Raw genomic sequence first — 25757 nt, forward strand, 5'->3', positions numbered from 1 at the left:
TCCGTAAGGACATACGGAATGCACTTGGGTCTTGTTTAGTTTTGAGAGGGCTATGTGGGGCCTTAGCTCAGCTGGGAGAGCGCCTGCTTTGCACGCAGGAGGTCAGCGGTTCGATCCCGCTAGGCTCCATTAGGATATGGAAGACGTTCCGCTTGCGGGAACTTCTGTAGAAAAATAGAGAACTGACACTGTGTTCGATGAACACAAGGAAGTTAGTCTTTTTTCCTAAGAAGTTAGTCTGGAATTCAACTTTGGTTGATAGCTATCCTACTTGTCCATTGAAAATTGAATACTGATATCAAATAGTAACAAGAAAATAAACCGAAAACGCTGTGAATATTAATGAGTTTAAGACTGAAAGGTCAAAAATAAGGTTAAGTTAGTAAGGGCGCACGGTGGATGCCTTGGCACTAGGAGCCGAAGAAGGACGTGACAAACGACGAAATGCCTCGGGGAGCTGTAAGTAAGCACTTGATCCGGGGATGTCCGAATGGGGGAACCCAACAGGTTGATGCCTGTTACCCATTTCTGTTAAGGAAATGAGGAGGAAGACGCAGTGAACTGAAACATCTAAGTAGCTGCAGGAAGAGAAAGCAAAAGCGATTGCCTTAGTAGCGGCGAGCGAAGAGGCAGGAGGGCAAACCGAAGAGTTTACTCTTCGGGGTTGTAGGACTGCAATGTGGACTCAGAATTTATAGAAGAATGACTTGGGAAAGTCAGCCAAAGAGAGTAAGAGCCTCGTATTTTAAATAGATTCTGTACCTAGCAGTATCCTGAGTACGGCGGGACACGTGAAATCCCGTCGGAATCTGGGAGGACCATCTCCCAACCCTAAATACTCCCTAGTGACCGATAGTGAACCAGTACCGTGAGGGAAAGGTGAAAAGCACCCCGGGAGGGGAGTGAAATAGAACCTGAAACCGTGTGCCTACAACAAGTTCGAGCCCGTTCATGGGTGAGAGCGTGCCTTTTGTAGAATGAACCGGCGAGTTACGTTATGATGCGAGGTTAAGTTGAAGAGACGGAGCCGTAGGGAAACCGAGTCTGAATAGGGCGTCTTAGTATCATGATGTAGACCCGAAACCATGTGACCTACCCATGAGCAGGTTGAAGGTGCGGTAAAACGCACTGGAGGACCGAACCAGGGCACGTTGAAAAGTGCTTGGATGACTTGTGGGTAGCGGAGAAATTCCAAACGAACTTGGAGATAGCTGGTTCTCTCCGAAATAGCTTTAGGGCTAGCGTCGACATGAAGATTCTTGGAGGTAGAGCACTGTTTGGGTGAGGGGTCCATCCCGGATTACCAATCTCAGATAAACTCCGAATGCCAATGAATTATGGTCGGCAGTCAGACTGCGAGTGCTAAGATCCGTAGTCGAAAGGGAAACAGCCCAGACCACCAGCTAAGGTCCCAAAATAATTGTTAAGTGGAAAAGGATGTGGGGTTGCACAGACAACTAGGATGTTAGCTTAGAAGCAGCTATTCATTCAAAGAGTGCGTAATAGCTCACTAGTCGAGTGACCCTGCGCCGAAAATGTACCGGGGCTAAAACAATTTACCGAAGCTGTGGATACCTTTTATAGGTATGGTAGGAGAGCGTTCTATGTGTGGCGAAGGTGTACCGTGAGGAGCGCTGGAACGCATAGAAGTGAGAATGCCGGTATGAGTAGCGCAAGACAGGTGAGAATCCTGTCCACCGTAAGACTAAGGTTTCCAGGGGAAGGCTCGTCCGCCCTGGGTTAGTCGGGACCTAAGGAGAGACCGAAAGGTGTATCCGATGGCCAACAGGTTGAGATTCCTGTACTAGAGTATGAAGTGATGGAGGGACGCAGTAGGCTAACTCGTGCGTACGAATGGATGTACGTCTAAGCAGTGAGGCGTGGTATGAGTCAAATGCTTATACCTATAACGTTGAGCTGTGATGGGGAGCGAAGTTTAGTAGCGAGTGAGTGATGTCACACTGCCAAGAAAAGCTTCTAGCGTTGTATCATACTCTACCCGTACCGCAAACCGACACAGGTAGTCGAGGCGAGTAGCCTCAGGTGAGCGAGAGAACTCTCGTTAAGGAACTCGGCAAAATGACCCCGTAACTTCGGGAGAAGGGGTGCTGACTTAAGTCAGCCGCAGTGAATAGGCCCAAGCAACTGTTTATCAAAAACACAGCTCTCTGCTAAATCGTAAGATGATGTATAGGGGGTGACGCCTGCCCGGTGCTGGAAGGTTAAGAGGAGTGCTTAGCGGTAACGCGAAGGTATGAATTGAAGCCCCAGTAAACGGCGGCCGTAACTATAACGGTCCTAAGGTAGCGAAATTCCTTGTCGGGTAAGTTCCGACCCGCACGAAAGGCGTAATGATTTGGGCACTGTCTCAACGAGAGACTCGGTGAAATTTTAGTACCTGTGAAGATGCAGGTTACCCGCGACAGGACGGAAAGACCCCATGGAGCTTTACTGCAGTTTGATATTGAGTGTCTGTGCCACATGTACAGGATAGGTAGGAGCCTATGAAATCGGGACGCCAGTTTCGATGGAGGCGTTGTTGGGATACTACCCTTGTGTTATGGCCACTCTAACCCGGTAGGTTTATCATCTACGGAGACAGTGTCTGACGGGCAGTTTGACTGGGGCGGTCGCCTCCTAAAAGGTAACGGAGGCGCCCAAAGGTTCCCTCAGACTGGTTGGAAATCAGTCGTAGAGTGTAAAGGTATAAGGGAGCTTGACTGCGAGAGCTACAACTCGAGCAGGGACGAAAGTCGGGCTTAGTGATCCGGTGGTTCCGTATGGAAGGGCCATCGCTCAACGGATAAAAGCTACCCTGGGGATAACAGGCTTATCTCCCCCAAGAGTTCACATCGACGGGGAGGTTTGGCACCTCGATGTCGGCTCGTCGCATCCTGGGGCTGTAGTCGGTCCCAAGGGTTGGGCTGTTCGCCCATTAAAGCGGCACGCGAGCTGGGTTCAGAACGTCGTGAGACAGTTCGGTCCCTATCCGTCGCGGGCGTAGGAAATTTGAGAGGATCTGCTCCTAGTACGAGAGGACCAGAGTGGACTTACCGCTGGTGTACCAGTTGTTCTGCCAAGAGCATCGCTGGGTAGCTATGTAGGGAAGGGATAAACGCTGAAAGCATCTAAGTGTGAAACCCACCTCAAGATGAGATTTCCCATAACGCAAGTTAGTAAGAGCCCTGAGAGAAGATCAGGTTGATAGGTTGGGAGTGGAAGTTGTGTGAGCAATGGAGCGGACCAATACTAATCGCTCGAGGACTTATCCTAGAATAAGAACTTCATCAGAGTGCAGCGAATGGTTTAGAGAATTGTGAGATTTGATATTGTATTCAATTTTGAGTTGACAAGGCTTGTCTGAGAGGACAGGACAGTTAATTCAATAGTTAAGTGACGATAGCCTAGGAGATACACCTGTACCCATGCCGAACACAGCAGTTAAGCCCTAGAACGCCGGAAGTAGTTGGGGGTTGCCCCCTGTGAGATATGGAAGTCGCTTAGCGAAGGGAGTTTAGCTTAGTTGTAATGGAGAGGAAATCGAAATTACAATCGGCGGATGAGAGAAACGAAGTTTCTCACCGTTGGCTGAGCTAGACTCCACCCTTTGGGAGTTTAGCTCAGCTGGGAGAGCATCTGCCTTACAAGCAGAGGGTCAGCGGTTCGATCCCGTTAACTCCCATATTAGGTCCCGTAGTGTAGCGGTTATCACGTCGCCCTGTCACGGCGAAGATCGCGGGTTCGATTCCCGTCGGGACCGTTGAAGTCGAGAAGATTTCAAGAAAAGTAAGAGACTCGTTAGCTCAGTTGGTAGAGCATTTGACTTTTAATCAAAGGGTCACTGGTTCGAGCCCAGTACGGGTCATAAGAGCGGGTTTGGCGGAATTGGCAGACGCACCAGATTTAGGATCTGGCGCTTTAGGGCGTGGGGGTTCAAGTCCCTTAACCCGCATATAAGATAATAATGAGCCGGCTTAGCTCAGTTGGTAGAGCATCTGATTTGTAATCAGAGGGTCGCGTGTTCAAGTCATGTAGCCGGCATTTTTGAATAGGATGCGAACGTAGTTCAGTGGTAGAACATCACCTTGCCAAGGTGGGGGTCGCGGGTTCGAATCCCGTCGTTCGCTTGAGGCGGCCGGGGTGGCGGAACTGGCAGACGCACAGGACTTAAAATCCTGCGATTGGTAACGATCGTACCGGTTCGATTCCGGTCCTCGGCATAGACTTGTAAGAGGCAGAAGTGGAAGAAGATGAGCACCCTTAGCTCAACTGGATAGAGTACCTGACTACGAATCAGGCGGTTAGAGGTTCGACTCCTCTAGGGTGCATTAAATTGTTTGATTTTTTCTTAACTTTTGTTATAATGAATTTAATATAAATAGTGAGCACCCTTAGCTCAACTGGATAGAGTACCTGACTACGAATCAGGCGGTTAGAGGTTCGACTCCTCTAGGGTGCATTTGGAAGCGAAGTCTTAGGGCTCCGTTTTTAGATTGTTTAAACACCGGGAAGTAGCTCAGCTTGGTAGAGTACTTGGTTTGGGACCAAGGTGTCGCAGGTTCGAATCCTGTCTTCCCGACTAGATAACATAAAAGATAGATATACTGATCTATCTTTTTTCTTTTTTAAGAAAACTGTGTGTTCAGTATCTATGACTTAGCTAACATATGTTGTTATTAAGACTCCTTACTTAACTTATAGTCGGATTTAATTAGAGATACAATCTTTTTAGATTTACTGGTCCTGTCCTTTTCTATATTCATGTTAGAAAGCAAGTGATTTGATTATTTAATCTGGTTTAGATTATTTATAAGACTAGTGTTCCGGGAGTTTAGGCTGTATCAAGCTGCTCAAATGTACTTTCCATTTGGGATGAATAATATTAAAGATAAAAACCTCTGATAGCAGTGAATAGTTGCTTTCAGAGGTTTTTATATGTGCTGAGTTTGATTTACTACATCAAAGAGTATTCGTCAGATAGCATAATGGTTTCTTTGCCCTTATTATCAACGATGTAGACTTTTCTAGGAAAGAAAGGGTCAAATTGATAGTTTAAGTCAAATGAAATAATGGTGTTGAAGTTTTTTTGTGAGAATCGTAGAGATACTCTTCCTTGGCGGTTGATGATTTCGAACTTGAGGACTGGGCGAAGTTCAAAGACCCCTTTGAGATTGTTATCAATGATGTACCAGAATGAGTCGACAATTTCTTCAGGGAGGCTCGTCATGATGCCAAAGCTGGCATATCGGCCGAGAGTATTTGTAAATGCCATTGGAGACTCCTTTCTTACAGTCTGGATTTTCTTATATGATACCCGAAAATGCTTGAGATTGCAAGAATTTGACCTCTGGTGAGGCCGAATTAGACAAAAGAAAAAGAGCTTGCGCTCTTTGACAACTTTATCGATTCTTTAGTTCAACATAACGTTTGTACCAAATATTGACATAAGCATCTGAAAATGGACCTCTTCCGTTGTTAATCCAATCAACTAGGATTTTGACATTTTCTTTGAGAATGAAATCCAAATCATCAGAATAGTGCATCTGTTTTTTGTGGCGTTCATATTCTTCTACATCCAAGAGACGTTTTTCACCATCAGCAAAGACTTTGACATCTAAATCATAGTCAATGTATTTTAGAGCTTCATTATCCAGATAGTAAGGACTGGCTAGGTTGCAGTAGTATGAAGTTCCATTGTCGCGAATCATGGCAATGATATTAAACCAGTATTTTTTATGAAAATAGACAATGGCTGGTTCACGTGTTACCCAACGTCGGCCATCACTTTCTGTTACCAGTGTGTGGTCATTAACGCCAATAATGGCGTTTTCTGTTGTCTTTAGTACCATGGTATCTCGCCAAGTGCGGTGAAGATTCCCATCATGCTTATAACTTTGAATTGTAATAAAGTCGCCTTCTTTTGGAAGTTTCATAACTTACCAACTTTCTACAATTTATAAGTTCATCTTCTATATTGTAACATATTTTCATAGAAATGCATAAGTTTTCATTGGAAATCTTAAAGATATTCTCTCAGGGCGCTAGCGATGTCGGAGAAATCATAGCCCTTGCGGGCTAGAGCTTGGGTTAAACGCTGTTTTAGGTCGTAGCCGTCGTACTTTTTTGAGTACTTGCGGTATTTCTTGTCTAGCTCTTTATAGAGTAGCTCTTGCTGGTTTTCTTTGTCTTCTTCGATTTCCAAATGCTGATAGGCGGTTTTAGCTTGACTATAGGAAAAACCTTTGTTTATCAAGGATTGAAGTATTTTATCTTGTAAGGCCTTGCTGGGCAGTTTTCCCTGATGTTTTTTGAGCAGCTTTTCGGCAACCTTGTCTGTTAGTTCAGTAAAATCAAACTGGCTCAATTCTTCTTCTATGATGGTGCTAGAAATCCCTTTTTGGCTGAGTTTTTGTTTTAGAACAAAAGCGCCTTTGTCACCAGTGATAAGATTGGATTGGATAAAAGAGTTAGCATATTTTCTATCATTAATCCAATTATCCTTTTTTAGATTGTCCAAGACCTGGCTGATGATTTCTGGTTGGATGTCGTGCTGTGTTAAGTAGTCTTTAACTTCCTTGGCAGTTCTTTGCTTGAAGGAAAGATGGTAGAGGGCTAGATTTTTTCCGTAGGAAAATTGGGCATAGCCTTGAATTTCTTTTAGCTCCTGCTCCGTGATTTCCATTCCTTTAGACAACATGAAGCGAACAATGGTGTCTTCTGTAATATAGAGCTTTTCACTGTCGTCCAACTCCAAGAGGTAGAGTCTTTTTTTCTTTTCGATTTTTGTGATTTTCATAGGGGATTTTGGTAAAGTCCTTTCTTTTAGCCAAATGCTTCAAAGGCAGCAATCAAGCGCAGTTTGTCTGTATCAACATCCTTCCTGCCATAGTAGTCAAGAAATAGCTCTGCATATTTAGGTTCAGATAAATTATAAGTAAGAGACCAGATCGCCCAGTAAAGGTCAAAGTGGCGATCGCTAAGGCCGGCGAGACCAAGGTCAATAAAGCAGGAGAAGGTTGCTGCGTCTTTCAGAATGAAATTAGGCAAGCAGGCATCTCCGTGGATCAAGGCGTCCGCCGTCAGTAGCTGTCCCTGCTCTTGGATAAGCTGGTAAGCTTCCTCTCGGTTTTGGATATGAAATTGAGGCAGTATGGCTTTTTGATAAAAGCAACCTTTCCGATAATTTTCCGCTGCTTGTTCTTTATAGTGTTGGAGGCGATGCTGGATTGGGAAATGCTGGGGTTGGATGCTGTGAAGTTTTTTTAGTGCGGTAGCCATCGTTTGGCAAAGTTCTTCTGGCTGTTGAAGAAAGGCTAGGGCGTCCTTGCCCTCGGCTTCTTTAGTCAGCAGGTAGTCCTTATCTTCTGTCAGGTAGTGAATGACAGGCACACTGAGTCCTTGCTTTTCAAACCACTTGGCAAGTGTGGCTTCTTGGGCTAACTGGCCTTTTTGGTCGATTTTCAAATAATAGCCTGTATCAGCATAGAAAACGCTGGCTGCAGAATGTGAGGAGCTGTCGTAAAAGTTGGCTCCCTCTAGATAAGTTCGTATTTGCTCAGGGAACTGGGCTAGTGGAAGGGATATTTTTTCTGCTTTCATACTTTTATTGTAACATATTCTCAACTAATGCGACGCAGCGTGGTATAATAGAAGCATGAATGTGAAAGTGAAGCAAAGAATCCCTTTGAAAATTAAGAAAATGGGGATTAATGGGGAAGGGATTGGATTTTATAAGAAAACTCTGGTCTTTGTGCCAGGGGCTTTGAAAGGCGAGGAAGTCTACTGTCAGGTGACCAGAGTTCAGCGTAATTTCATCGAGGCCAAGCTCTTGACCATCAACAAGCGGTCAAAATTTCGGGTGGAAGCGCCTTGTGAGATTTATGATAGGTGTGGGGGCTGTCAAATCATGCACCTCCACTATGACAAGCAGTTGGAGTTTAAGGAAGATTTGCTGCGTCAGGCTTTGAAAAAATTTGCGCCAGCTGGCTACGAGAACTATGAGATTCGTCCGACCATTGGTATGCAGGAGCCGCTCTATTATCGGGCCAAGTTGCAGTTTCAGACTCGGAAATTTAAGGATGAGGTCAAAGCGGGGCTCTATGCCCAGAATTCCCACTATCTGGTCTCGCTGAAAAACTGTCTGGTTCAGGACAAGGTAACGCAACAGATCATAAATAAGGTTGCTCGGCTTTTAAGTAAGTATAGGCTGCCTATCTATGATGAGAGGAAGACTGCTGGAGTACGTACGGTCATGATTCGCAGATCCAGAAAGACGGGTCAGGTGCAGATGATTTTTGTGACAGGGCGCAAGCTGGACTTCTCTCTAGTAGTTCAAGACCTAGTGGCTGAATTTCCAGAGTTGGAGACAGTAGCAGTCAATTATCATACGAGCAAGTCTAGTGAGATTTATGGGGATAAGACAGAGATTATCTGGGGTGAGGAGGCAATCCAAGAAGGAGTGCTGGACTATGAATTCTCCCTGTCGCCTCGAGCTTTCTATCAGCTCAACCCTGAGCAAACAGAGGTGCTCTATGGGGAGGCGGTTAAGGCGCTGGATGTAACGGAAGAAGACCATTTAATTGATGCTTATTGCGGAGTGGGGACCATCGGCTTTGCCTTTGCTAAAAGGGTCAAATCTCTGAGGGGCATGGACATCATCCCTGAGGCCATTGAAGACGCCAAGCGTAATGCAAAAAGGATGGGCTTTGCCAATACGCTCTACGAGGCTGGAACGGCAGAGGAGATTATTCCTCGCTGGTACGCTGAGGGTTATAGGGCGGATGCCTTAATTGTCGATCCGCCGCGAACAGGTCTGGACGATAAGCTGCTGGAGACAATTGTTCGTTATGCACCTGAGAAGATGGTCTACGTTTCCTGCAATGTCTCAACTCTGGCTCGCGATTTGGTCAAGCTCTGTCGGGTCTACGATGTCCACTACATCCAGTCGGTTGATATGTTTCCGCATACCGCTCGGACTGAAGCAGTGGTGAAATTATCCAAACGAGATAGCTCTCGTTTGAGTTAATCAGAAACGACTCACAAAAAAGTTGACAAAATCATTCAAAAAAGGACTTAGTCTTCTCTAATAAAGGGCTAAGTCTTTTCTTTTGTCAAAATTGCAATGGTTTTATCGGAAGCGTAAGTTTGGAAGGTCAGTCTCCACCTAATCAATTAGTCACAAAAAGAGAACACTCGTCAAGTGTTCTCTAATGGCAATAAATTATATTAGAATAAGCCAAAGACTAGGACTGCAAGGACGGCACCAATGATTGGTCCGACAACTGGAATCCAAGCATAGCTCCAATCACCATCACCTTTTTTGGGAATAGGAAGAAGACTGTGCATGATACGAGGGCCTAAATCACGAGCTGGGTTGAGGGCATAGCCAGTTGTTCCACCAAGTGAGAGACCAATTCCGACAATCAATGTTCCGACTGCAAAAGTACCAATGCCTGCTTGCAGCTTATAAAGTCCAAGAGCGAAGATAGTCAGTACAAGAACAAAAGTTCCAAGGATTTCGCTAATCAGGTTAGAGAAGGTATCTTTGATAGCTGGTCCTGTGCTGAATGTGCCCAAGATGTTTGCTGGATTTTCTTCTGCCAAATAGTGAGGCTTGAACTGTAGGAAGACTAGAAACTGTCCGACCATAGCACCTGCAAACTGAGCAAGGACGTAAGGAAGTACAGATGCCCAAGGCAAATCACCTTTCAGGGCTACTCCGATAGTGAGGGCAGGATTCAGATGGGCTGGTCCAAGGTTGCCAGATACAAAAGCAGCGATGGCAACGGCAATCCCCCATCCCATAGTAATTACAATCCAGCCTGAATTGTGACTCTTGGTTTTGGGAAGAACTACACCTGCAACTACACCATTTCCCAAAAGGAGCAAGAGCAGTGTGCCTAAAAATTCGCCAAAGATTTCTTTCATCATTTATGTTACTCCATTTAAAAGAAGGGGAGGCAGACAGTTCTTAATCTACCGCCTCTTCTCGTATTTTCTATTTTTTTAATTCTTCTAAATCGTTATTTGCAAGGGCAGCTTGAACATCGTTTCGATAAGTTGCTTTTTCTTCTTCTGTCCAGTCGTAGAAGCGTCCCATTTCGTCCAGAACTGGCTCTAAAATAGCATCTAAGCTATCCCGCATAAAGAGCATGTGGTTTGTCCGGCGAAGCAGGAAGTCAACTGGGCTAAGTGCTAATTCGTTACGCATAGCATAGTGCAGTGACAAGGTATCCGCTAGGCTGAGACCTGGTGCTTGCTCGATGCTATGAGCGAGGGCAAAGACTTTAGGAGAATTGGAGCCGTAAAGGTTTGCAAGATAGAAGGCTTCTTTGCTGTCTAAGCCACGTGAGACACCAAGTTGCGCAAAAGCTTCGATCTCGGAATCCACATTAGCTGGATTGAGCTCTCCGCCTGAAACAGGGTAGGTCTTCGAGTTGATGAGCTTGAAGCTGCGGTCGAATTCTGCTTTTAAGATTTCAACCACGCGCTCCATAGCGCCTTCCGCCATCTTACGATAGTCCGTAATCTTACCGCCAGCAAGGGTCAAGAGGCCATTGTTATCACGCTCTAGACTGGAACCGCGAGACACGGCAGATGGATCCAAGTGTTTTTCAGATGTGCTGCTTTCAAGTTGCGTAACAGCTGCTTCAACATCTTCACGGGATTTTTCTTTGGCTAGATAGCTTTCAACAGTCGCAATCAGTGCATTGAAGCTTTCGTCGCTAATGGTACCGTTGTTTCCGCCGTTGTAGTCAGAAGCGCTGTTTCCTGCAATGAGAGGACGCAGACCTGCCCAGCTACTTTCGATGTCGTCAATTGTGATCTTTGCTTCTGGGAAGCGATTGTTGACAATGCCCAAGAGGTAATCCACATCTTCTTGGGTTACTTTTGGATGCTCTAGTTCACCAGTATAGTCAGTATCTGTCGTACCAAAGTAGGTTTTATTTTCACGTGGAAGAACAAAGACCATCCGACCATCTCCCAAGCCTGTGTCAAAGTAGACTGGCTGAGAAACTTTGATCTTGCTAGAGTCAACCACCAAGTGAACACCCTTGGTTGGACGCATTTGTGAGTATTGCTCACCGTCATTAGACAGATTGCGTACCTTATCGCTCCAAGGACCAGTTGTATTGATGACCAAGCGAGCCTTGATTTCAAAGACTTCATCTGTCAAGAGATCACGCGCAACAACACCTGTAATCTTTCCTGCTTCATCAAAGAGGAAGCCTTCTGCCTTGACATGGTTGGCAATCAGGGCGCCGTCTTGGTTGGCACGTTTGATATTTTCAATCACGAGGCGAGCGTCGTTGTTACGGAAGTCAAGATAGACACCGCCACCGACCAGACCTTCCTTCTTCAGTTCGGGTTCCCGTTCTAGCACTTCTTCCTTGCTCAAGACCTTGTTAGCAGCAGGAGTGTTGTTGACACCAGCCAAGAGGTCATAGAGGTCCATAGCCACTTTGAGGCGGAAGAGGCTGAAAGTAGCGCCCTCTTCTTCGTAGACAGGCAGGAGCATAGGATCTGGTTTTGGAATATGAGGGGCAATTTGCTGAACTACAGCACGCTCTGAAACTGTATCTGAGACCACCTCTACGTCGAATTGCTTGAGGTAACGAAGTCCGCCGTGGACCAGCTTAGTCGAACGGCTAGAAGTTCCTTCTGCAAAATCCTGCATTTCAATCAGACCGGTCTCCAGGCCACTAGCTGCCGCTTGCAAGGCTACCCCAGCACCGGTAATCCCACCACCAATAATCAGGAGGTCCAAGGTTCGTTCCTGCATTTTTTTAATCGATAATTCACGTGTTTTCTTTGAAAATTCCATAATTGCACACTTTCTAACTTAGTCGTTTCATGCTTCTACTGACTTGATTATCAAAATAAGAATCAGTATCAGTCATCGATTTCTGCAAAGGCTTGAGTTGCCTTAACGGCTTTTTTCCATCCTTTGTAGAGTTGTTCCTTGCGGGATTCATTCATAGATGGTTCAAAGAGTTCTCCAGTTTCGTTGAGAGTGCGGAGTTCGTCTAAGTCTTTCCAGTAGCCTACTGAAAGTCCTGCTAAGAAGGCAGCCCCGAGAGCAGTTGTTTCTAGGTTTTTAGCACGGGCAATATCGATTCCCAAAATGTCAGCCTGGAACTGCATGAGGAAGTTGTTCATAGCAGCACCGCCGTCGACTTTGAGGACTTGAATAGCAGTCTTGGCATCCACCTGCATGGTATCAATGATGTCGCGTACTTGGTAAGCGATGGATTGCAGAGTAGCCTTGATAAAGTCTTCCTTGCTGGTTCCGCGGGTCAAGCCAAAGACAGATCCACGTGCATTTTGATCCCAGTAGGGAGCGCCCAGACCAGTAAAGGCAGGTACGACATAGACTTCGTCATTGTTGTGAGAATTGAGAGCATATTTTTCAGATTCTGGTGAATTTTCAACCATCCGAAGACCGTCGCGCAGCCATTGAATGGCACTTCCGGCAATGAAGATAGAACCTTCTAAAGCATAGTAAACCTTGCCGTTGATACCGTAGCCAATGGTTGTCAAGAGGTTATTTTCAGACAGCTGCATCTCTTCACCAGTGTTCATGATGATGAAAGAACCAGTTCCATAAGTATTCTTAACCATACCAGGCTCAAAAGCTAACTGTCCAAAGAGAGCGGCCTGTTGGTCACCAGCCATACCAGAGATTGGAACTTCTCCGCCGTAGAAATGGAATGGAGCAGTCTTGCCATAGATTTCTGAGTTAGATCGAACTTCTGGAAGCATAGCCTTTGGAATGTTAAGGATTTCCAAAATCTCATCATCCCATTTAAGATCCTTGATGTTATAGAGCATGGTACGGGCTGCATTTGAGTAGTCGGTCACGTGAGCCGCGCCGTCAGTTAATTTCCAAACCAGCCAAGTATCGATAGTCCCAAAGAGCAATTCACCCTTTTCAGCTCTTTCTTGCGCTCCCTCTACATGGTCCAAAATCCAGCGAACCTTGGTAGCAGAGAAGTAAGCGTCAATAATCAAACCAGTCTTTTCATGGAATTTTTCCACATAGCCTTGGCTTTTCAGCTGTTCAGCCAGAGGAGCAGTCTGACGAGATTGCCAAACGATAGCATTATAGATAGGAAGGCCAGTATTCTTATCCCAGACAACAGTTGTTTCACGCTGGTTGGTGATTCCGATGGCTTCGATTTGGTTAGGTTTGACTCCACTTTCGATGAAGGCACCGGCGATAACAGACTGCACAGAGTTCCAAATTTCATTGGCATTGTGCTCAACCCATCCAGCTTGAGGGAAAATCTGAGTAAATTCTTTTTGACTGGAGCTAACTTTTTCTCCTTTTTTGTTAAAGATGATGGCGCGGGAACTAGTTGTTCCTTGGTCGATGGCCATGATGTATTTTTCTTGTGACATGAACTGTCCTCCTAGTAAAAATCTTGAGGATGTTTCCTCTACAGTAACTAGTATATAAAATAAAACGCTTTCTTTTTTATCAACTTTTTTTAAATTTTTAAAAAAATTGAGGAGATTGTGCGAAAATCACAAAGAAACCTGGATTTCTCCAAGTTTCTTAATGAAATATCATGTGACGGATTTGAGCCAAATCTTCCAAATCCAGGTCATTTTTTAAATAATAGATGGGAGCCTGCTGGGTTTGATGGATAGGATTGTTGGTGATGATGAGGTCATAATTTCTGGTAAGGTCGTAGGATTCAATCGTAATAAAGCGATTGTACTCTAAGTATCGCCTTAAAATGGCTGTCATCCTGGAAACAACGATAAAGCTATCTATCAAGTCCATGCCTATCTTGATGAGTTGACCGTCGTTTTCAGCAATGTATTCCATCAGCTGGAGCCATTCCCACAACACCTTTTTATCCAGAGATGTTCCCTGCTGGAAAATAGGCAATTTGCTAAAAATCGTGTCTGCCACTTGTCGATAATCATATTCGCTCCATAAGTACGGATGGCGCAATTCCAAATCATGCTTGTATTTGTCTTGCAAGAGACAGCCTTTGAAAAGAAAGACATGGGCGCAGAGCTGACTGAGTTCGTAGGTCACTTGATCTTCGATGTAGTCACCAAGCAAGTCCTGAGATTTCATCTCTTGAATCAGTTGCGTAATCAGACTGGCAATTTCACCGCCAAAGCCCAGTATATACTCCATGGTGTGTAAGGGTAAAATCCGATGGGAAATCAGAAATGAAAAGAAAATCATCATTTCGCCATCTTCGAGACTCAGGGTGATGTGCTGTCCAGCAAAGAAATCATTTGTTCGGCGATGCAAGCGCTGGTAAAAGATATTTTCAAAATAGCCCTGCATTTTCTGCTCAATGTTTTGGAATTGACAGGCATTGACTCTTAGGCGTTGTTGGGTGATATGTGCCCAAAGAGCCAAGTCCAATCGCTGTCCTTGAGAGAGTTGGGCTCCACAGAGTTCTTCTAAGACGGCAACTTCCTGCCTTCTTTCTGATTTTTGAAGTTCTTTTTCCCAATCTTGACTAGACCAAACCTTGCGAAAGAGGCAGAAATAAAAATAGCGGATCTGGTGTTCAGGACCTTTCAGGCGGCCATTTTGGATAGATAGCTCAAACTCTGATAAAATCTGATTTAGACCGGATATATGACGGCCGAGTGTTGCTTCACTAATCATCAGTTCCTGAGCTAATTGATGGGCTAAAAACTGCTGATGGTAGAGCAGGTAGGTTAAAATCTGATATTTGACGGCATTGCCCAAAAAGAGTCTGCGAATATCCCGTCCCTTGGTATCCGGTCCGACAGACAGACTGAGTGTTTCGTCCTGAAGCTGGATGGATACGGCTGCATGATGGTCCATAGCCTTGTCGTTTATCAAGCTAATGTACTTGGTCAAGGTTGCTTTTGAGAAGCCTGTTTCAGACATGACATCCTTCAAACTGGATGTAGAATGCTGCTGTAAATAAGACAGGACAATAAACTGCCCCGCTTCACTCTTTTCCATTAAGTCTGCAAGATACATACGAAAACCCTCTCAATTCACTAATCTTAGCTTATCACAAAAGGGAAAAAAGACGAAGCAATGTGCTTTATATTTTTAATCACCGCACTGGGAAATAATGAAGGGCAGAAATCTATCATCATGTCTTTCTTAATTCGCTATTCCATGTCTTTTGAACAAGTGTAAGAGGAGCAGAAACTCACACTTTTTTGCTTTGAGGCTAAGAGCTTTTTTATGGTATAATTGTAGAAAAATGACGATGAAGGAGCAGCTATGGATAATGTGATTGATTTGTCTATCCCGGTGGCAGAAGTGATTGAGAAGCAGCCAGAAGTTTTGGATGTTCTGGTCGAGTTGGGCTTTACGCCTCTGGCCAATCCCGTTATGCGCAATACAGTCGGGCGCGTGGTTTCTATCAAAAAAGGTGCTGGTATGAATGGCATTGACCTTAATAAAATCAAGCAAACTCTGGAATTAAATGGCTATGAAGTGGTGGGGATTTAGGCATGGCTACTGAACGCATTGAGGTCCTCAAGTCTATCTTGCTGGACCTACATAATGGAGCTTCAGCAGAATCTGTTCAGGAGCTTTTCAACGAGCATTTTGCAGGTGTGTCCGCTATTGAGATCAGCCTGATGGAGCATGAGCTAATGAACTCAGATACGGGAGTGACCTTCGAAGACGTCATGTCCCTCTGCAATGTCCATGCCAACCTCTTTAAAGGGGCCATTCAGAATGTAGAGGTGGCGGATACTGACCATCCAGGCCATCCGGTTCAGATCTTTAAGCAGGAAAATCTAGCCTTGCGGGCTGCCCTCATGCGGGTTCGCAGGCTCCTATCTACCTATGAAAGCACAGAAGTTGAGGACCTTCTTCCTGAAATACGCAAGGGACTCCAGCGCCAGCTGAATTTGGTAGGTCAGTTTGATGTCCACTATCAGCGCAAGGAAGAGCTTATGTTTCCTATCATGGAGAGCTACGGCCATGATTCGCCGCCCAAGGTCATGTGGGGGGTAGACGACCAGATTCGGGACCTTTTCCAAGAGGCTAAGATTGCTGCAGAGCAACTGCCGGATACTTCGATTGAGGAAGTCAAGGACAAGTTTGAGGCTTTTGTGGCTGAGTTTGAAGCTATGATTTTCAAGGAAGAGTCCATTTTGCTTATGATTCTCTTGGAGTCCTTTCATCAGGATGACTGGCTCAAGATTGCTGAGGAGAGTGATGCTTATGGTTATGCTATCATCAAGCCAACAGAGAAATGGATTCCTGCGCGGCACTCATTCTCGGAGAAGGAAGCTGGGGCTGCTGCTGATGAAGGAAGCGAAGCGCCAGCCAGCACAGAGCAGACTAGTGATGGCAGATTTCAGCAGGTCATTGATACGCCGGATGGTCAGGTCACTATTTCCTTTAAGCCTAAGGAAAAGAAGGAGCAAGCCTTTAATCGGGACTCCCAGCAGTCTTTTGGCCATGGCTATCTGTCAGTGGCGGAGGCCAATCTGATTTTGGACCATCTGCCCATGGAGATTACCTTTGTCAATAAGGACGATATTTTCCAGTATTATAATGACAGCGTGCCGGCGGACGAGATGATTTTCAAGCGGACGCCTTCCCAGATAGGGCGCAATGTCGAGCTCTGTCACCCACCTAAGTTTTTGGACAAGGTGCGGCAGATTTTCAAGGCTCTGCGCGAGGGAGAGCGGGACAAGTTTGAGATGTGGTTCAAGTCGGAATCACGGGGCAAGTTTGTCCATGTGACCTATGCAGCAGTGCGGGATGAGGCTGGTGAGTTTCAGGGAGTGCTGGAGTATGTGCAGGACATTCAGCCCTTCCGTGATATTGATAGTGATTTTTACAGAGATTTGGACTAGGTATTTGCAGTTAGAAAGTGAGAAACATGAGTTACGAACAGGAATTTTTACAAGAGTTTGAAGCTTGGGTCAAGACCCAGGTCATGATTAACGAGATGGCCCTCAAGGAGAGTCAGGCTGTCTATGAAGCGGACCAAGACGAGCGGGCCAAGGAAGCGGCTATTCGCTATGAAAGTCGTCTCGATGCCTACCAGTTCCTTTTAGGGAAATTCGACAACTATCAGGCGGGCAAGGGATTTCATGACCTGCCAGACGGACTTTTAGGCGAGAGAAATTATTGATTTTTCGCTGGAAAGGTGATAGAATAAGTTCATCAGAGGTGTTTTGAGTCAAGCATTTTACAGAAAGTGGCGGCGCTGAGAAGTCCACAAATGTGTCAAAACTGGTTACTGATGGTTAAAAATGAAATAAAAGTGTCTTTGTATTTACTTCAAAGACGAAAGTTGCGGGCGTTGCCCGAAATTGGGTGGTACCGCGGATAAACACATTCGTCCCTGTCATGGATATGGCAGGGATTTTTTTATGGAAAGTGAGGGAGAAGGATGACAAGAGCTGAGTTACCAGAACGATTAGAAACGGAACGGCTAGTATTGCGAGTCCGCACCGTGGCTGATGCTGAGGATATCCATGCCTACGCTAGTTTGCCAGAAGTCTCCTACCCAGCAGGCTTTCCGCCCGTCAAGACCTTGGAAGATGAGATTTACTACCTGGAGCATACTCTGCCTGAGCGCAATAAAAAAGAAAATCTCCCAGCAGGCTACGGGATTGTTGTCAAGGGGACCGACAAAATCGTTGGCTCTGTCGATTTCAACCATCGTCATGAAGATGATATGTTGGAGATTGGCTACCTTCTGCACCCAGACTATTGGGGGCGAGGCTATGTGCCAGAAGCCGCGCGTGCCTTGATTGATCTAGCTTTTAAAGAATTGGATCTTCATAAAATTGAATTGTCTTGCTTTGGATATAACTTTCAAAGTCAACGAGTTGCAGAGAAGCTTGGCTTCACCCTCGAAGCTCGCATACGAGACCGTAAAGATGCCCGAGGCAAGCGTTGTGATGATTTGAGATATGGTTTGCTTAGGAGTGAGTGGGAGGTGGTTTGATGCACATTTTCATCATTGGCGCTCCAGCATCAGGAAAAATGACGATTGGTCAAGAGTTATCTCGACTGACAGATGCTACCCTCTTTTATAACCATCAAGCCATCGATTTTGCACTAGAAATCTATCAGGACTTTACAGAGGAAATGTGGGAGTTTGTTCGAGGGATTACCTTTTCTTTTCTTGAAACAAGCGCTCGGAATCATCGATCGGTGATTTTAACAGACGTAATTGATTTTTCAAATCAGTACCAGCTGCTGTATTTGAAGCAAATTCAGAATTTGTTGGATGACTATCATCAAGAGATTCTTTTTGTGGAGTTGGAAACAAGTCTTGAAGAGCGCTTACATCGAAATCGAACGGAGAATCGATTAAAGCACAAACCCTTAAAACGACATATTGAGATATCTGAAAGAGAAATTTTAGAGACCAATGAAACACTTCAATTAAATTCTCAAAATCAACCGAATGAGTTGCACCACTACCTTAAAATAAATAATACGAATCTGTCTGGAGCCGAAGTTGCCAAGCAGATTCAAGATAAAATGAATACAATAGAGAAAGGACACACCCATGTCTAAAGAACTTTCACCTAAATACAATCCAGCCGAGGTTGAGGCTGGTCGTTATCAAAAATGGCTTGATGCGGATGTTTTCAAGCCTTCAGGAGATCAAAAGGCTAAGCCTTATTCGATTGTGATTCCACCACCAAACGTAACTGGTAAGCTTCACCTAGGTCACGCTTGGGATACAACTTTGCAGGATATCATTATCCGTCAGAAGCGCATGCAAGGCTTTGATACGCTTTGGCTTCCAGGGATGGACCACGCGGGTATCGCGACTCAGGCTAAGGTCGAGGAGCGCTTGCGTGAGCAAGGCATTTCCCGCTATGACCTCGGTCGTGAGAAATTCCTCGATAAGGTCTGGGAATGGAAGGACGAATATGCCACTACCATCAAGGAACAATGGGGCAAAATGGGTCTCTCTGTTGACTATTCTCGTGAGCGTTTCACTCTTGACGAAGGCTTGTCCAAAGCCGTCCGCAAGGTCTTTGTCGAGCTTTACAAGAAAGGCTGGATCTATCGTGGTGAGTTTATCATCAACTGGGACCCAGCAGCTCGCACAGCTCTGTCTGATATCGAGGTTATCCATAAGGACGTAGAAGGTGCTTTCTACCACATGAACTACATGCTGGAAGATGGCTCACGCGCCCTTGAAGTTGCGACAACTCGTCCTGAGACTATGTTTGGGGACGTTGCCGTTGCAGTCAATCCAGAAGACCCACGCTACAAGGAGTTGATCGGTAAAAACGTTATCCTGCCAATCGCTAATAAACTAATCCCAATCGTGGCGGATGAACATGCAGATCCTGAGTTTGGGACAGGTGTCGTGAAAATCACGCCTGCTCACGATCCAAACGACTTCTTGGTTGGTCAACGCCATAACTTGCCACAAGTTAACGTCATGAACGACGACGGAACCATGAATGACTTGGCCTTCGAATTTGCAGGCATGGACCGTTTTGAAGCCCGCAAAGCGGTTGTCAAGAAACTGGAAGAAATTGGTGCTCTGGTTAAAATCGAAAAACGTGTTCACAGCGTTGGTCACTCAGAACGTACAGGTGTAGTGGTTGAGCCACGCTTGTCTACACAATGGTTCGTCAAGATGGACCAATTGGCGAAGAATGCCATTGCCAACCAAGATACAGATGACAAGGTAGAATTCTACCCACCTCGTTTCAACGATACCTTCCTTCAATGGATGGAAAATGTCCACGACTGGGTAATCTCTCGTCAGCTCTGGTGGGGTCACCAAATCCCTGCTTGGTATAATGCTGACGGTGAAATCTATGTAGGCGAAGAAGCACCGGAAGGTGACGGATGGACTCAGGACGAAGACGTCTTGGATACTTGGTTCAGCTCAGCCCTTTGGCCATTCTCAACCATGGGCTGGCCTGATGTCGACTCAGAAGACTTCAAGCGTTATTATCCAACATCGACCTTGGTGACTGGTTATGATATTATCCCGTTCTGGGTGTCTCGAATGATTTTCCAAGGTTTGGAATTTACTGGCAAGTCGCCATTCAAAAATGCCTTGATTCATGGCCTCATTCGGGATGAGGAAGGACGTAAGATGTCCAAGTCACTGGGAAATGGGATTGATCCAATGGATGTCATTGACAAATACGGTGCGGATGCCCTTCGTTGGTTCCTCTCAAACGGCTCTGCTCCTGGACAAGACGTCCGCTTCAGCTATGAAAAGATGGATGCTTCTTGGAACTTCATTAACAAAATCTGGAACATTTCCCGCTATATCCTCATGAACAATGAAGGTTTGACGCTTGATGCGGCGCGTGAGAATGTCGCTCAGGTGGCGGCTGGTAAAGCTGGTAATGTTACTGACCGCTGGATTCTTCATAACCTCAATGAAACCATTGGCAAGGTGACTGAGAACTTCGACAAGTTTGAGTTTGGTGTGGCTGGTCACATCCTCTACAACTTCATTTGGGATGAATTTGCCGACTGGTATGTGGAGCTGACCAAGGAAGTGCTTTACAGCGACAATGACGACGAGAAAGTCATCACTCGCTCCGTCCTCCTCTACACGCTGGACCAAATCCTGCGCCTGCTTCACCCAATCATGCCTTTCGTGACAGAGGAAATCTTTGGACAAATCTCAGAAGGCACCATTGTGACAGCAGCTTATCCAGTGGTTCGTCCAGAGTTTGAAAATGCCGAGGCAGCAGCTGGCGTAGAAGCCCTAAAGGACCTGATCCGTTCAGTTCGCAATAGCAGAGCTGAGGTCAATGTGGCGCCAAGCAAGCCGATTACCATCTTGATTAAGACGACAGACAGTGCGCTGGAAACCTTCTTCAAGGATAATGTCAACTACATCAAGCGCTTCACCAATCCTGAGCATCTGGAAATCGCAGCAGACCTCGCCGTGCCAGAGCTAGTCATGTCTAGTATCATCACAGGCGCAGAAATTTATCTGCCGCTGGCAGACCTCCTCAATGTCGAGGAAGAGCTAGCTCGTCTCGAAAAAGAACTAGCCAAATGGCAGAAAGAACTGGATCTGGTCGGCAAGAAACTCTCTAACGAGCGCTTCGTAGCCAATGCCAAACCAGAAGTCGTCCAAAAAGAACGCGACAAACAAGCCGACTACCAAGCTAAGTACGATGCGACTGTGGCGCGGATTGATGAGATGAGGAAACTAGTGAAATAAATACTGAAACACGGTGAGAAGCCGTGTTTTTTGGTATAATCAGTATAAATAAATTATCAAAAAGAGGTACAGATATGCCTTATGAATCAGGTGGAAGAGCAGATAAATTAGGTAATAAATATGAGTTCAACTGGATTGTTTTAAAATTTATTGATATTATTTCTGAAAAAATAGATGCTATTAAAGTTGAAGCTATAGGTGAAGAAGAAGAGGGGGTGGACGTTTGGGTTAGATACTCTAACGGAATAACAGAAGCTCAACAATGTAAAGGAAGAAATGCTAGTAAAGATTATTGGACTTTGTCAGATTTAAATAGTCGTGGAATTTTGAAATGTTGGAAATTGCATCTAAGCAGAGACTTGACAACTAAAGTTTCATTAGTTAGTCCACTTCCGTTTACAAACTTTTCTGATTTAATTTATAGAGCTAAGACTAATGATAATGCTCAGTCTTTTATTGATTATCAAGTTAATACATCTTCAGAGCTTAAAAACTTATTTGATAACTATGTTAAGCATTTGGGATTTTCTAAGGAAAAGGATATTCTAAAAATTATAAATTTTTTAAGTAGAACAGTGATTAGACAAGATCCATCTCCAGAAAATGAAGAATTTATAAAAGATATGATTAGTCAATATTTTATTGGTGATGCTGCTAGCATAAAGTCAAAATTCATTAATCTAATTTTACAAGGTGAAATTTATGGAAGATGGCTTTCATTTCAGGATTTGGAGAAATTTATTAAAAATGAGAAAATTGAATTCAGAAATTTAGCACGTGATGATAGGATAATACCTAGAATAAATATTTTAAATGATGAGTATAAAAATAGCTTTAAAACATTGGATTCCGGTCTAAAAATTCGCACACAATTTGATGAATGTAAGAAATATATTCAAGAAGGAAAATCAATTATCATTCACGGGAAAGCTGGGAATGGTAAAAGTGGTTTAACAGAAAATATTATTGATTGGTGTAATAAAAGTAATATTTTACACTTAGGTTTAAAACTAGATTGTTATATTCCTGAGGGTACAGCACAAGGATGGGGGGAGCAGTTAGGATTTCCTGCTAGCATAAGTTATTGTTTGAACGCTTTTTCTAAAGAGGATAATCCTGTTCTTATATTAGATCAACTAGATGCATTAAGATGGACAGCAAGAAATTCTAAAAGTTCACTTGCGACTTGTTTGGAGTTGATTCGAGAGATACGGAACCTCAATTCGGAAAGAGAAAATAAAATCTCAATTATTTTTGTTTGCAGAACTTATGATTTAGAAAATGATAACGGAATTAAGGCGTTATTTGAAAATAAATCGAAAGATGATATTGAATCTTGGCATAAAGTTGAAGTTAATGAATTATTGGAAAATGAGGTTGAGGAAATTTTAGGAAGTAAATACCATAGCTATCCAAATAAATTAAAACAGTTACTAAGAACTCCTAGTAATCTCTATATATGGGAACAAATTAATAACAAAGAGGAGTACTATCAAATAACAAGTACATATAATCTAGTAGATAAATGGTGGAGAGATTTATCAGAGAAGTGTCACGATGCTAACCTCATTGAAGATAATCTGAGTGATTTAAAAGAAAAATTTGTCAAACTATTTACGGATACAGGTGAAACTGTATTTAGCAAGAAAAGACTACTGGTTAATGAAAGGGCTTTGCGTTATCTAACTAGTCAAGGGATGTTAACAGAACGTTCCAACAAAGTTTCTTTTGTTCATCAGTCATTCCTAGACTGTTTTGTTGCAGAGCGAATGATTCTTGATTACTATACTAATTCTGATGTAAACGACATTCTTGGAAATAAAACACAACAGAATCCAACAAGACGTTATCAATTTCAGATTTTTCTTCAATCATTATTAGAGGAATCAGAAAAAGATTTTTTAAATTTTGGAACTAGATTAATAAAGAGTGATAATGTCAGGTTTAATTTCAAATATGTTTTCTTTGAAATCTTAGGAAGTATTCAAGAACCATCTAAAAAGATTTTAAATTATATAGCAGAGCTGATTCAAGAAACAGAGTATAGAAATCATTTGTGTCAAACGGTAATTAGTGGTCATCAATTATATGTGAATTTTTTATTGGAAGAGGGTATTTTTAAAAAGTGGTTAGATGAGAATAGAATATTAGTAATTAATTTATTAAGTAGTATCTCTCCAAATTACACAACTGAAAGTATTAAATTTATCAAATTATCAATAGTAAATTCTGATGATAAAAATGAGTGGCGGGGCTGTTTCTTTAATGATTATCATAATGATTCAGAAGAATTTTTTAAGGTAAGATTGCATTATTGGAAATCTTATCTAAAAGAACCAGATTTGTTTGATGACTTTTATAAAAATATAAACGCATATACAATTAATATTATATGTTTATTTCTTGACAAATTTCAAGACTCTGATAATAGCAATAGATTTTATAGTGAATCAAAGGAATTCGACGAAGATTCCCATAATTACATAGATAAAAATTGTATACAAATCGTCCAAACATTATTGCCTTATCTTAAAAAGTATTCCGAGAATAATTCAACTAAATACAATCTAGCCTTGAAAGAACGCGATAGCTTACAAAGATATTACCTTCATTTATTAAATGAAGCAAATAAATGTTTAATTTCGAAGCATCCTGAGATTTTTTTTGGAATTTATAGTAATTATATGGGAAATGGTGATTATCTCTATAATGAAGTTATTTTAGGTGCAATGTATTACTTGCCTACGAATTATTTTGATACTTGTATTGAATATTTACTGGCTGATTTTGATAAAACACTCTTTGAAAAATCTCAACGCCATTCAAGCAAATTATTTTTAGCTAAACGATTGATTTCAAAAGTTGCACAGAGATGTTCATTAGAAATATATAATAAACTTGAAGAACAAATTATTCATTATATATCATCTGATGCTACACAAAAGCTAACAAGGAGAATCGAAACAAATAAATCTCGAAATGATATTAAGGTTTATTGGCCATTTTGGGGAGATTTACAATATAAATTGTTATCAGTTTTACCGAAAGAACGAATGAGTAATGAAGCTATTGAATTACTAAATGTATTAGAACGATCTAATAATTTTCCTGATTATCTTTATGATTCACATTTCGGAAATGTAGTTTCTCCAATACAAGGTAAGAACATTTCTCTTAAATCTTGGAGAAATATTCTCATCAGTCCTAAAGGTGAGACTAAATGTACGTGGGATAGGGAGAGAAAAATATTCATTAAGTCTTCTCCTAGAGAATTGGCTACTGATTTTAGAAGTACTGTTTCTAAAAATCCTAAAGAATACGTTTCTTTATTTTTAAACTTATCGTCTAATCATAAAATCAATGAACATTATATAGATGGTCTACTGGGGGGGATTGTAGACTTAGAAAAAATTCCAGATACTGTTTTAAGTGATCTTGAATTTATACTATTAAATTTTGTAAACGAAAATAATTGGGAGAATCTTTATTATTTTTTCCGAGTCATAGAGAAACACTCAGATATTGCATGGTCTGAGAAAGTTTTAGAAAGACTTAATTATTATCTTAAGAAAACTGATTTAGATGCTCTTGATAAATTTAACGAGAATCAGACACTAGAAAATTATCTGCAACAATCGTACTCAACTTTGAGAGGCTATGGAATTCATGCTTTGACGAAACTAATAGAAAATTCATCAAGATATATTTCGTACTTCAAAGATACTATTGTTTCACTTGCTAATGATAAGACCGATTACATACGCTTAAATGCTATTTTTCTTATGTATATAATTTTGGATTTAGATAAGGATTTTGCTAGAGAGTTATTTAGAGGGATTTTTACGGATGAAAAGATGTTAGCTCATTGGCATAGTAACTACATTTTGTATAGACTATACGAAGATGAGAAAGAACAAATTCAATCTCTATTGCAGTTAGCTTTTGATTCAAAAGATACATTACTTGTAAAAAATGCCTCATGCCTGATTACAGAAATTTACTTAAATAAAGGAGATATGGAATCAACTGTATATAGTGGAAGTGGACTTCAAGTAGAAGGTATTTGTCAGATGGCTATTAATTATTTAAAGGTAAAGAACCATGAAGAGAAATCAAAGAAGATTATACTGAATTATTTAGGTAAGAATGTTACAAATTTAGAAAAAATTTTACCACAACTATTCAGGGATGATTTATTAGATATTAAAGAAGATAAGGATTTAATACTTAATCTACTAGCTTCTGAATATAGAGATAAGTTATATTATTATTTTTTAGAATCTCTTGAAAAACAAGAATCAATTTCAGAATATGAAAACATCATTTTTGAAACAGTATGCAATATTGTGAGTAAAACTAATGAATTGAAACTAGAACCATATTATTATAGACGAATAGAAGAATATCTTTCTAGATTGATGATGCAACTTTACGATAAACATATGGGGGACGATATTGCGGATAGGTGTTTAGATATTATTGATCAAATGTTTGAAAATGAGTTTGGTAGCTCGCGAACTCTGATTGACGAATTGATGAATAAATAGAACTAAAAAACTAATGGAATTGTACAATTTATTATTTTTAAATACTATCCAA

At 42.6% G+C, this 25757-nt stretch carries 16 protein-coding genes, 11 tRNA genes and 2 rRNA genes; 21 read left to right on the top strand and 8 right to left on the bottom strand.

Annotated features, from left to right (window positions below; all coding sequences use genetic code 11):
- The first annotated feature begins 56 nt into the window (after positions 1–56).
- From ELZ47_RS02695 to ELZ47_RS02755, 13 genes are all read left to right on the top strand, one after another.
- Positions 57–129, top strand: a tRNA-Ala gene (locus tag ELZ47_RS02695).
- Positions 130–372: 243 nt separating this feature from the next.
- Positions 373–3273 (top strand): 23S ribosomal RNA (locus tag ELZ47_RS02700).
- Positions 3274–3389: 116 nt separating this feature from the next.
- Positions 3390–3505, top strand: a 5S ribosomal RNA gene (gene rrf, locus ELZ47_RS02705).
- 104 nt (positions 3506–3609) lie between these two features.
- Positions 3610–3682 (top strand) — tRNA-Val (locus ELZ47_RS02710).
- A 5-nt stretch (positions 3683–3687) separates the two neighbouring features.
- Positions 3688–3760, top strand: a tRNA-Asp gene (locus ELZ47_RS02715).
- 32 nt (positions 3761–3792) lie between these two features.
- Positions 3793–3865 (top strand) — tRNA-Lys (locus ELZ47_RS02720).
- Between the two features lie 5 nt (positions 3866–3870).
- Positions 3871–3952, top strand: a tRNA-Leu gene (locus ELZ47_RS02725).
- A 16-nt stretch (positions 3953–3968) separates the two neighbouring features.
- A tRNA-Thr gene (locus ELZ47_RS02730) sits at positions 3969–4041 on the top strand.
- A 14-nt stretch (positions 4042–4055) separates the two neighbouring features.
- A tRNA-Gly gene (locus tag ELZ47_RS02735) sits at positions 4056–4127 on the top strand.
- 7 nt (positions 4128–4134) lie between these two features.
- Positions 4135–4220: transfer RNA gene (locus tag ELZ47_RS02740), tRNA-Leu, on the top strand.
- Positions 4221–4254: 34 nt separating this feature from the next.
- Positions 4255–4328 (top strand) — tRNA-Arg (locus ELZ47_RS02745).
- 57 nt (positions 4329–4385) lie between these two features.
- Positions 4386–4459, top strand: a tRNA-Arg gene (locus ELZ47_RS02750).
- A gap of 46 nt (positions 4460–4505) precedes the next feature.
- A tRNA-Pro gene (locus ELZ47_RS02755) sits at positions 4506–4579 on the top strand.
- A 375-nt stretch (positions 4580–4954) separates the two neighbouring features.
- On the opposite strand, the gene ELZ47_RS02760 is transcribed toward ELZ47_RS02755, so the two are convergent.
- The 4 genes from ELZ47_RS02760 to ELZ47_RS02775 all read right to left on the bottom strand — a co-directional run bounded on the left by ELZ47_RS02760 (position 4955) and on the right by ELZ47_RS02775 (position 7599).
- Positions 4955–5272: a DUF960 domain-containing protein gene (locus tag ELZ47_RS02760; RefSeq protein WP_002899683.1), complete on the bottom strand. Its 318-nt coding sequence runs from the start codon at positions 5270–5272 to the stop codon at positions 4955–4957.
- 127 nt (positions 5273–5399) lie between these two features.
- Positions 5400–5933 carry a DUF402 domain-containing protein gene (locus tag ELZ47_RS02765; protein ID WP_002896978.1) on the bottom strand — a complete coding sequence of 178 codons (534 nt, stop codon included), beginning with the start codon at positions 5931–5933 and terminating at the stop codon, positions 5400–5402.
- An 86-nt stretch (positions 5934–6019) separates the two neighbouring features.
- Positions 6020–6796, bottom strand: a complete 777-nt coding sequence (recX, locus tag ELZ47_RS02770; protein WP_126435202.1) for a recombination regulator RecX — start codon at positions 6794–6796, stop codon at positions 6020–6022.
- 26 nt (positions 6797–6822) lie between these two features.
- Positions 6823–7599, bottom strand: a complete 777-nt coding sequence (locus ELZ47_RS02775; protein ID WP_126435204.1) for an aminoglycoside 3'-phosphotransferase — start codon at positions 7597–7599, stop codon at positions 6823–6825.
- Between the two features lie 55 nt (positions 7600–7654).
- On the opposite strand from ELZ47_RS02775, the gene rlmD reads away from it, so the two are divergent.
- The gene (gene rlmD, locus ELZ47_RS02780; RefSeq protein WP_126435206.1) at positions 7655–9025 is read left to right on the top strand and encodes a 23S rRNA (uracil(1939)-C(5))-methyltransferase RlmD; all 1371 of its coding nucleotides are present in this window, start codon (positions 7655–7657) and stop codon (positions 9023–9025) included.
- 200 nt (positions 9026–9225) lie between these two features.
- Here rlmD and ELZ47_RS02785 read toward each other — a convergent pair whose 3' ends face one another.
- The 4 genes from ELZ47_RS02785 to ELZ47_RS02800 form a co-directional block, all read right to left on the bottom strand.
- Positions 9226–9930, bottom strand: a complete 705-nt coding sequence (locus tag ELZ47_RS02785) for an MIP/aquaporin family protein (protein WP_049547876.1) — start codon at positions 9928–9930, stop codon at positions 9226–9228.
- Between the two features lie 67 nt (positions 9931–9997).
- Positions 9998–11824 carry a type 1 glycerol-3-phosphate oxidase gene (gene glpO, locus ELZ47_RS02790; protein ID WP_126435208.1) on the bottom strand — a complete coding sequence of 609 codons (1827 nt, stop codon included), beginning with the start codon at positions 11822–11824 and terminating at the stop codon, positions 9998–10000.
- 68 nt (positions 11825–11892) lie between these two features.
- Complete coding sequence (gene glpK / locus ELZ47_RS02795) at positions 11893–13401, bottom strand: glycerol kinase GlpK (protein WP_002909032.1); 1509 nt, start codon at positions 13399–13401, stop codon at positions 11893–11895.
- Between the two features lie 157 nt (positions 13402–13558).
- Positions 13559–14986 (bottom strand): helix-turn-helix domain-containing protein, encoded by a 1428-nt coding sequence (locus tag ELZ47_RS02800; protein ID WP_061591950.1) that lies wholly within the window; start codon positions 14984–14986, stop codon positions 13559–13561.
- A gap of 252 nt (positions 14987–15238) precedes the next feature.
- Here ELZ47_RS02800 and ELZ47_RS02805 point away from each other — a divergent pair, with 252 nt between their 5' ends.
- From ELZ47_RS02805 to ELZ47_RS02840, 7 genes are all read left to right on the top strand, one after another.
- Positions 15239–15469: a DUF1858 domain-containing protein gene (locus tag ELZ47_RS02805; RefSeq protein WP_002894544.1), complete on the top strand. Its 231-nt coding sequence runs from the start codon at positions 15239–15241 to the stop codon at positions 15467–15469.
- Positions 15470–15471: 2 nt separating this feature from the next.
- Entirely contained in the window at positions 15472–16833 is a 1362-nt protein-coding gene (locus tag ELZ47_RS02810) for a DUF438 domain-containing protein (RefSeq protein WP_126435210.1), read from the top strand.
- Between the two features lie 26 nt (positions 16834–16859).
- Entirely contained in the window at positions 16860–17114 is a 255-nt protein-coding gene (locus ELZ47_RS02815; protein ID WP_126435211.1) for a DUF1912 family protein, read from the top strand.
- 261 nt (positions 17115–17375) lie between these two features.
- A complete protein-coding gene (locus tag ELZ47_RS02825; RefSeq protein WP_126435213.1) occupies positions 17376–17936 on the top strand; it encodes a GNAT family N-acetyltransferase in 561 nt (186 codons plus the stop codon).
- Positions 17936–18514, top strand: a complete 579-nt coding sequence (locus ELZ47_RS02830; RefSeq protein WP_126435214.1) for an AAA family ATPase — start codon at positions 17936–17938, stop codon at positions 18512–18514. Before ELZ47_RS02825 ends, ELZ47_RS02830 begins: the two co-directional genes overlap by 1 nt.
- Positions 18507–21158 carry a valine--tRNA ligase gene (locus ELZ47_RS02835; protein WP_126435215.1) on the top strand — a complete coding sequence of 884 codons (2652 nt, stop codon included), beginning with the start codon at positions 18507–18509 and terminating at the stop codon, positions 21156–21158. The genes ELZ47_RS02830 and ELZ47_RS02835 overlap by 8 nt, the downstream gene beginning before the upstream one ends.
- A 74-nt stretch (positions 21159–21232) precedes the next feature.
- Entirely contained in the window at positions 21233–25705 is a 4473-nt protein-coding gene (locus ELZ47_RS02840) for a hypothetical protein (protein ID WP_126435217.1), read from the top strand.
- Positions 25706–25757: the final 52 nt, after the last annotated feature.

The sequence above is a fragment of the Streptococcus sanguinis genome (assembly GCF_900635155.1).
GTDB lineage: Bacteria > Bacillota > Bacilli > Lactobacillales > Streptococcaceae > Streptococcus > Streptococcus sanguinis_G.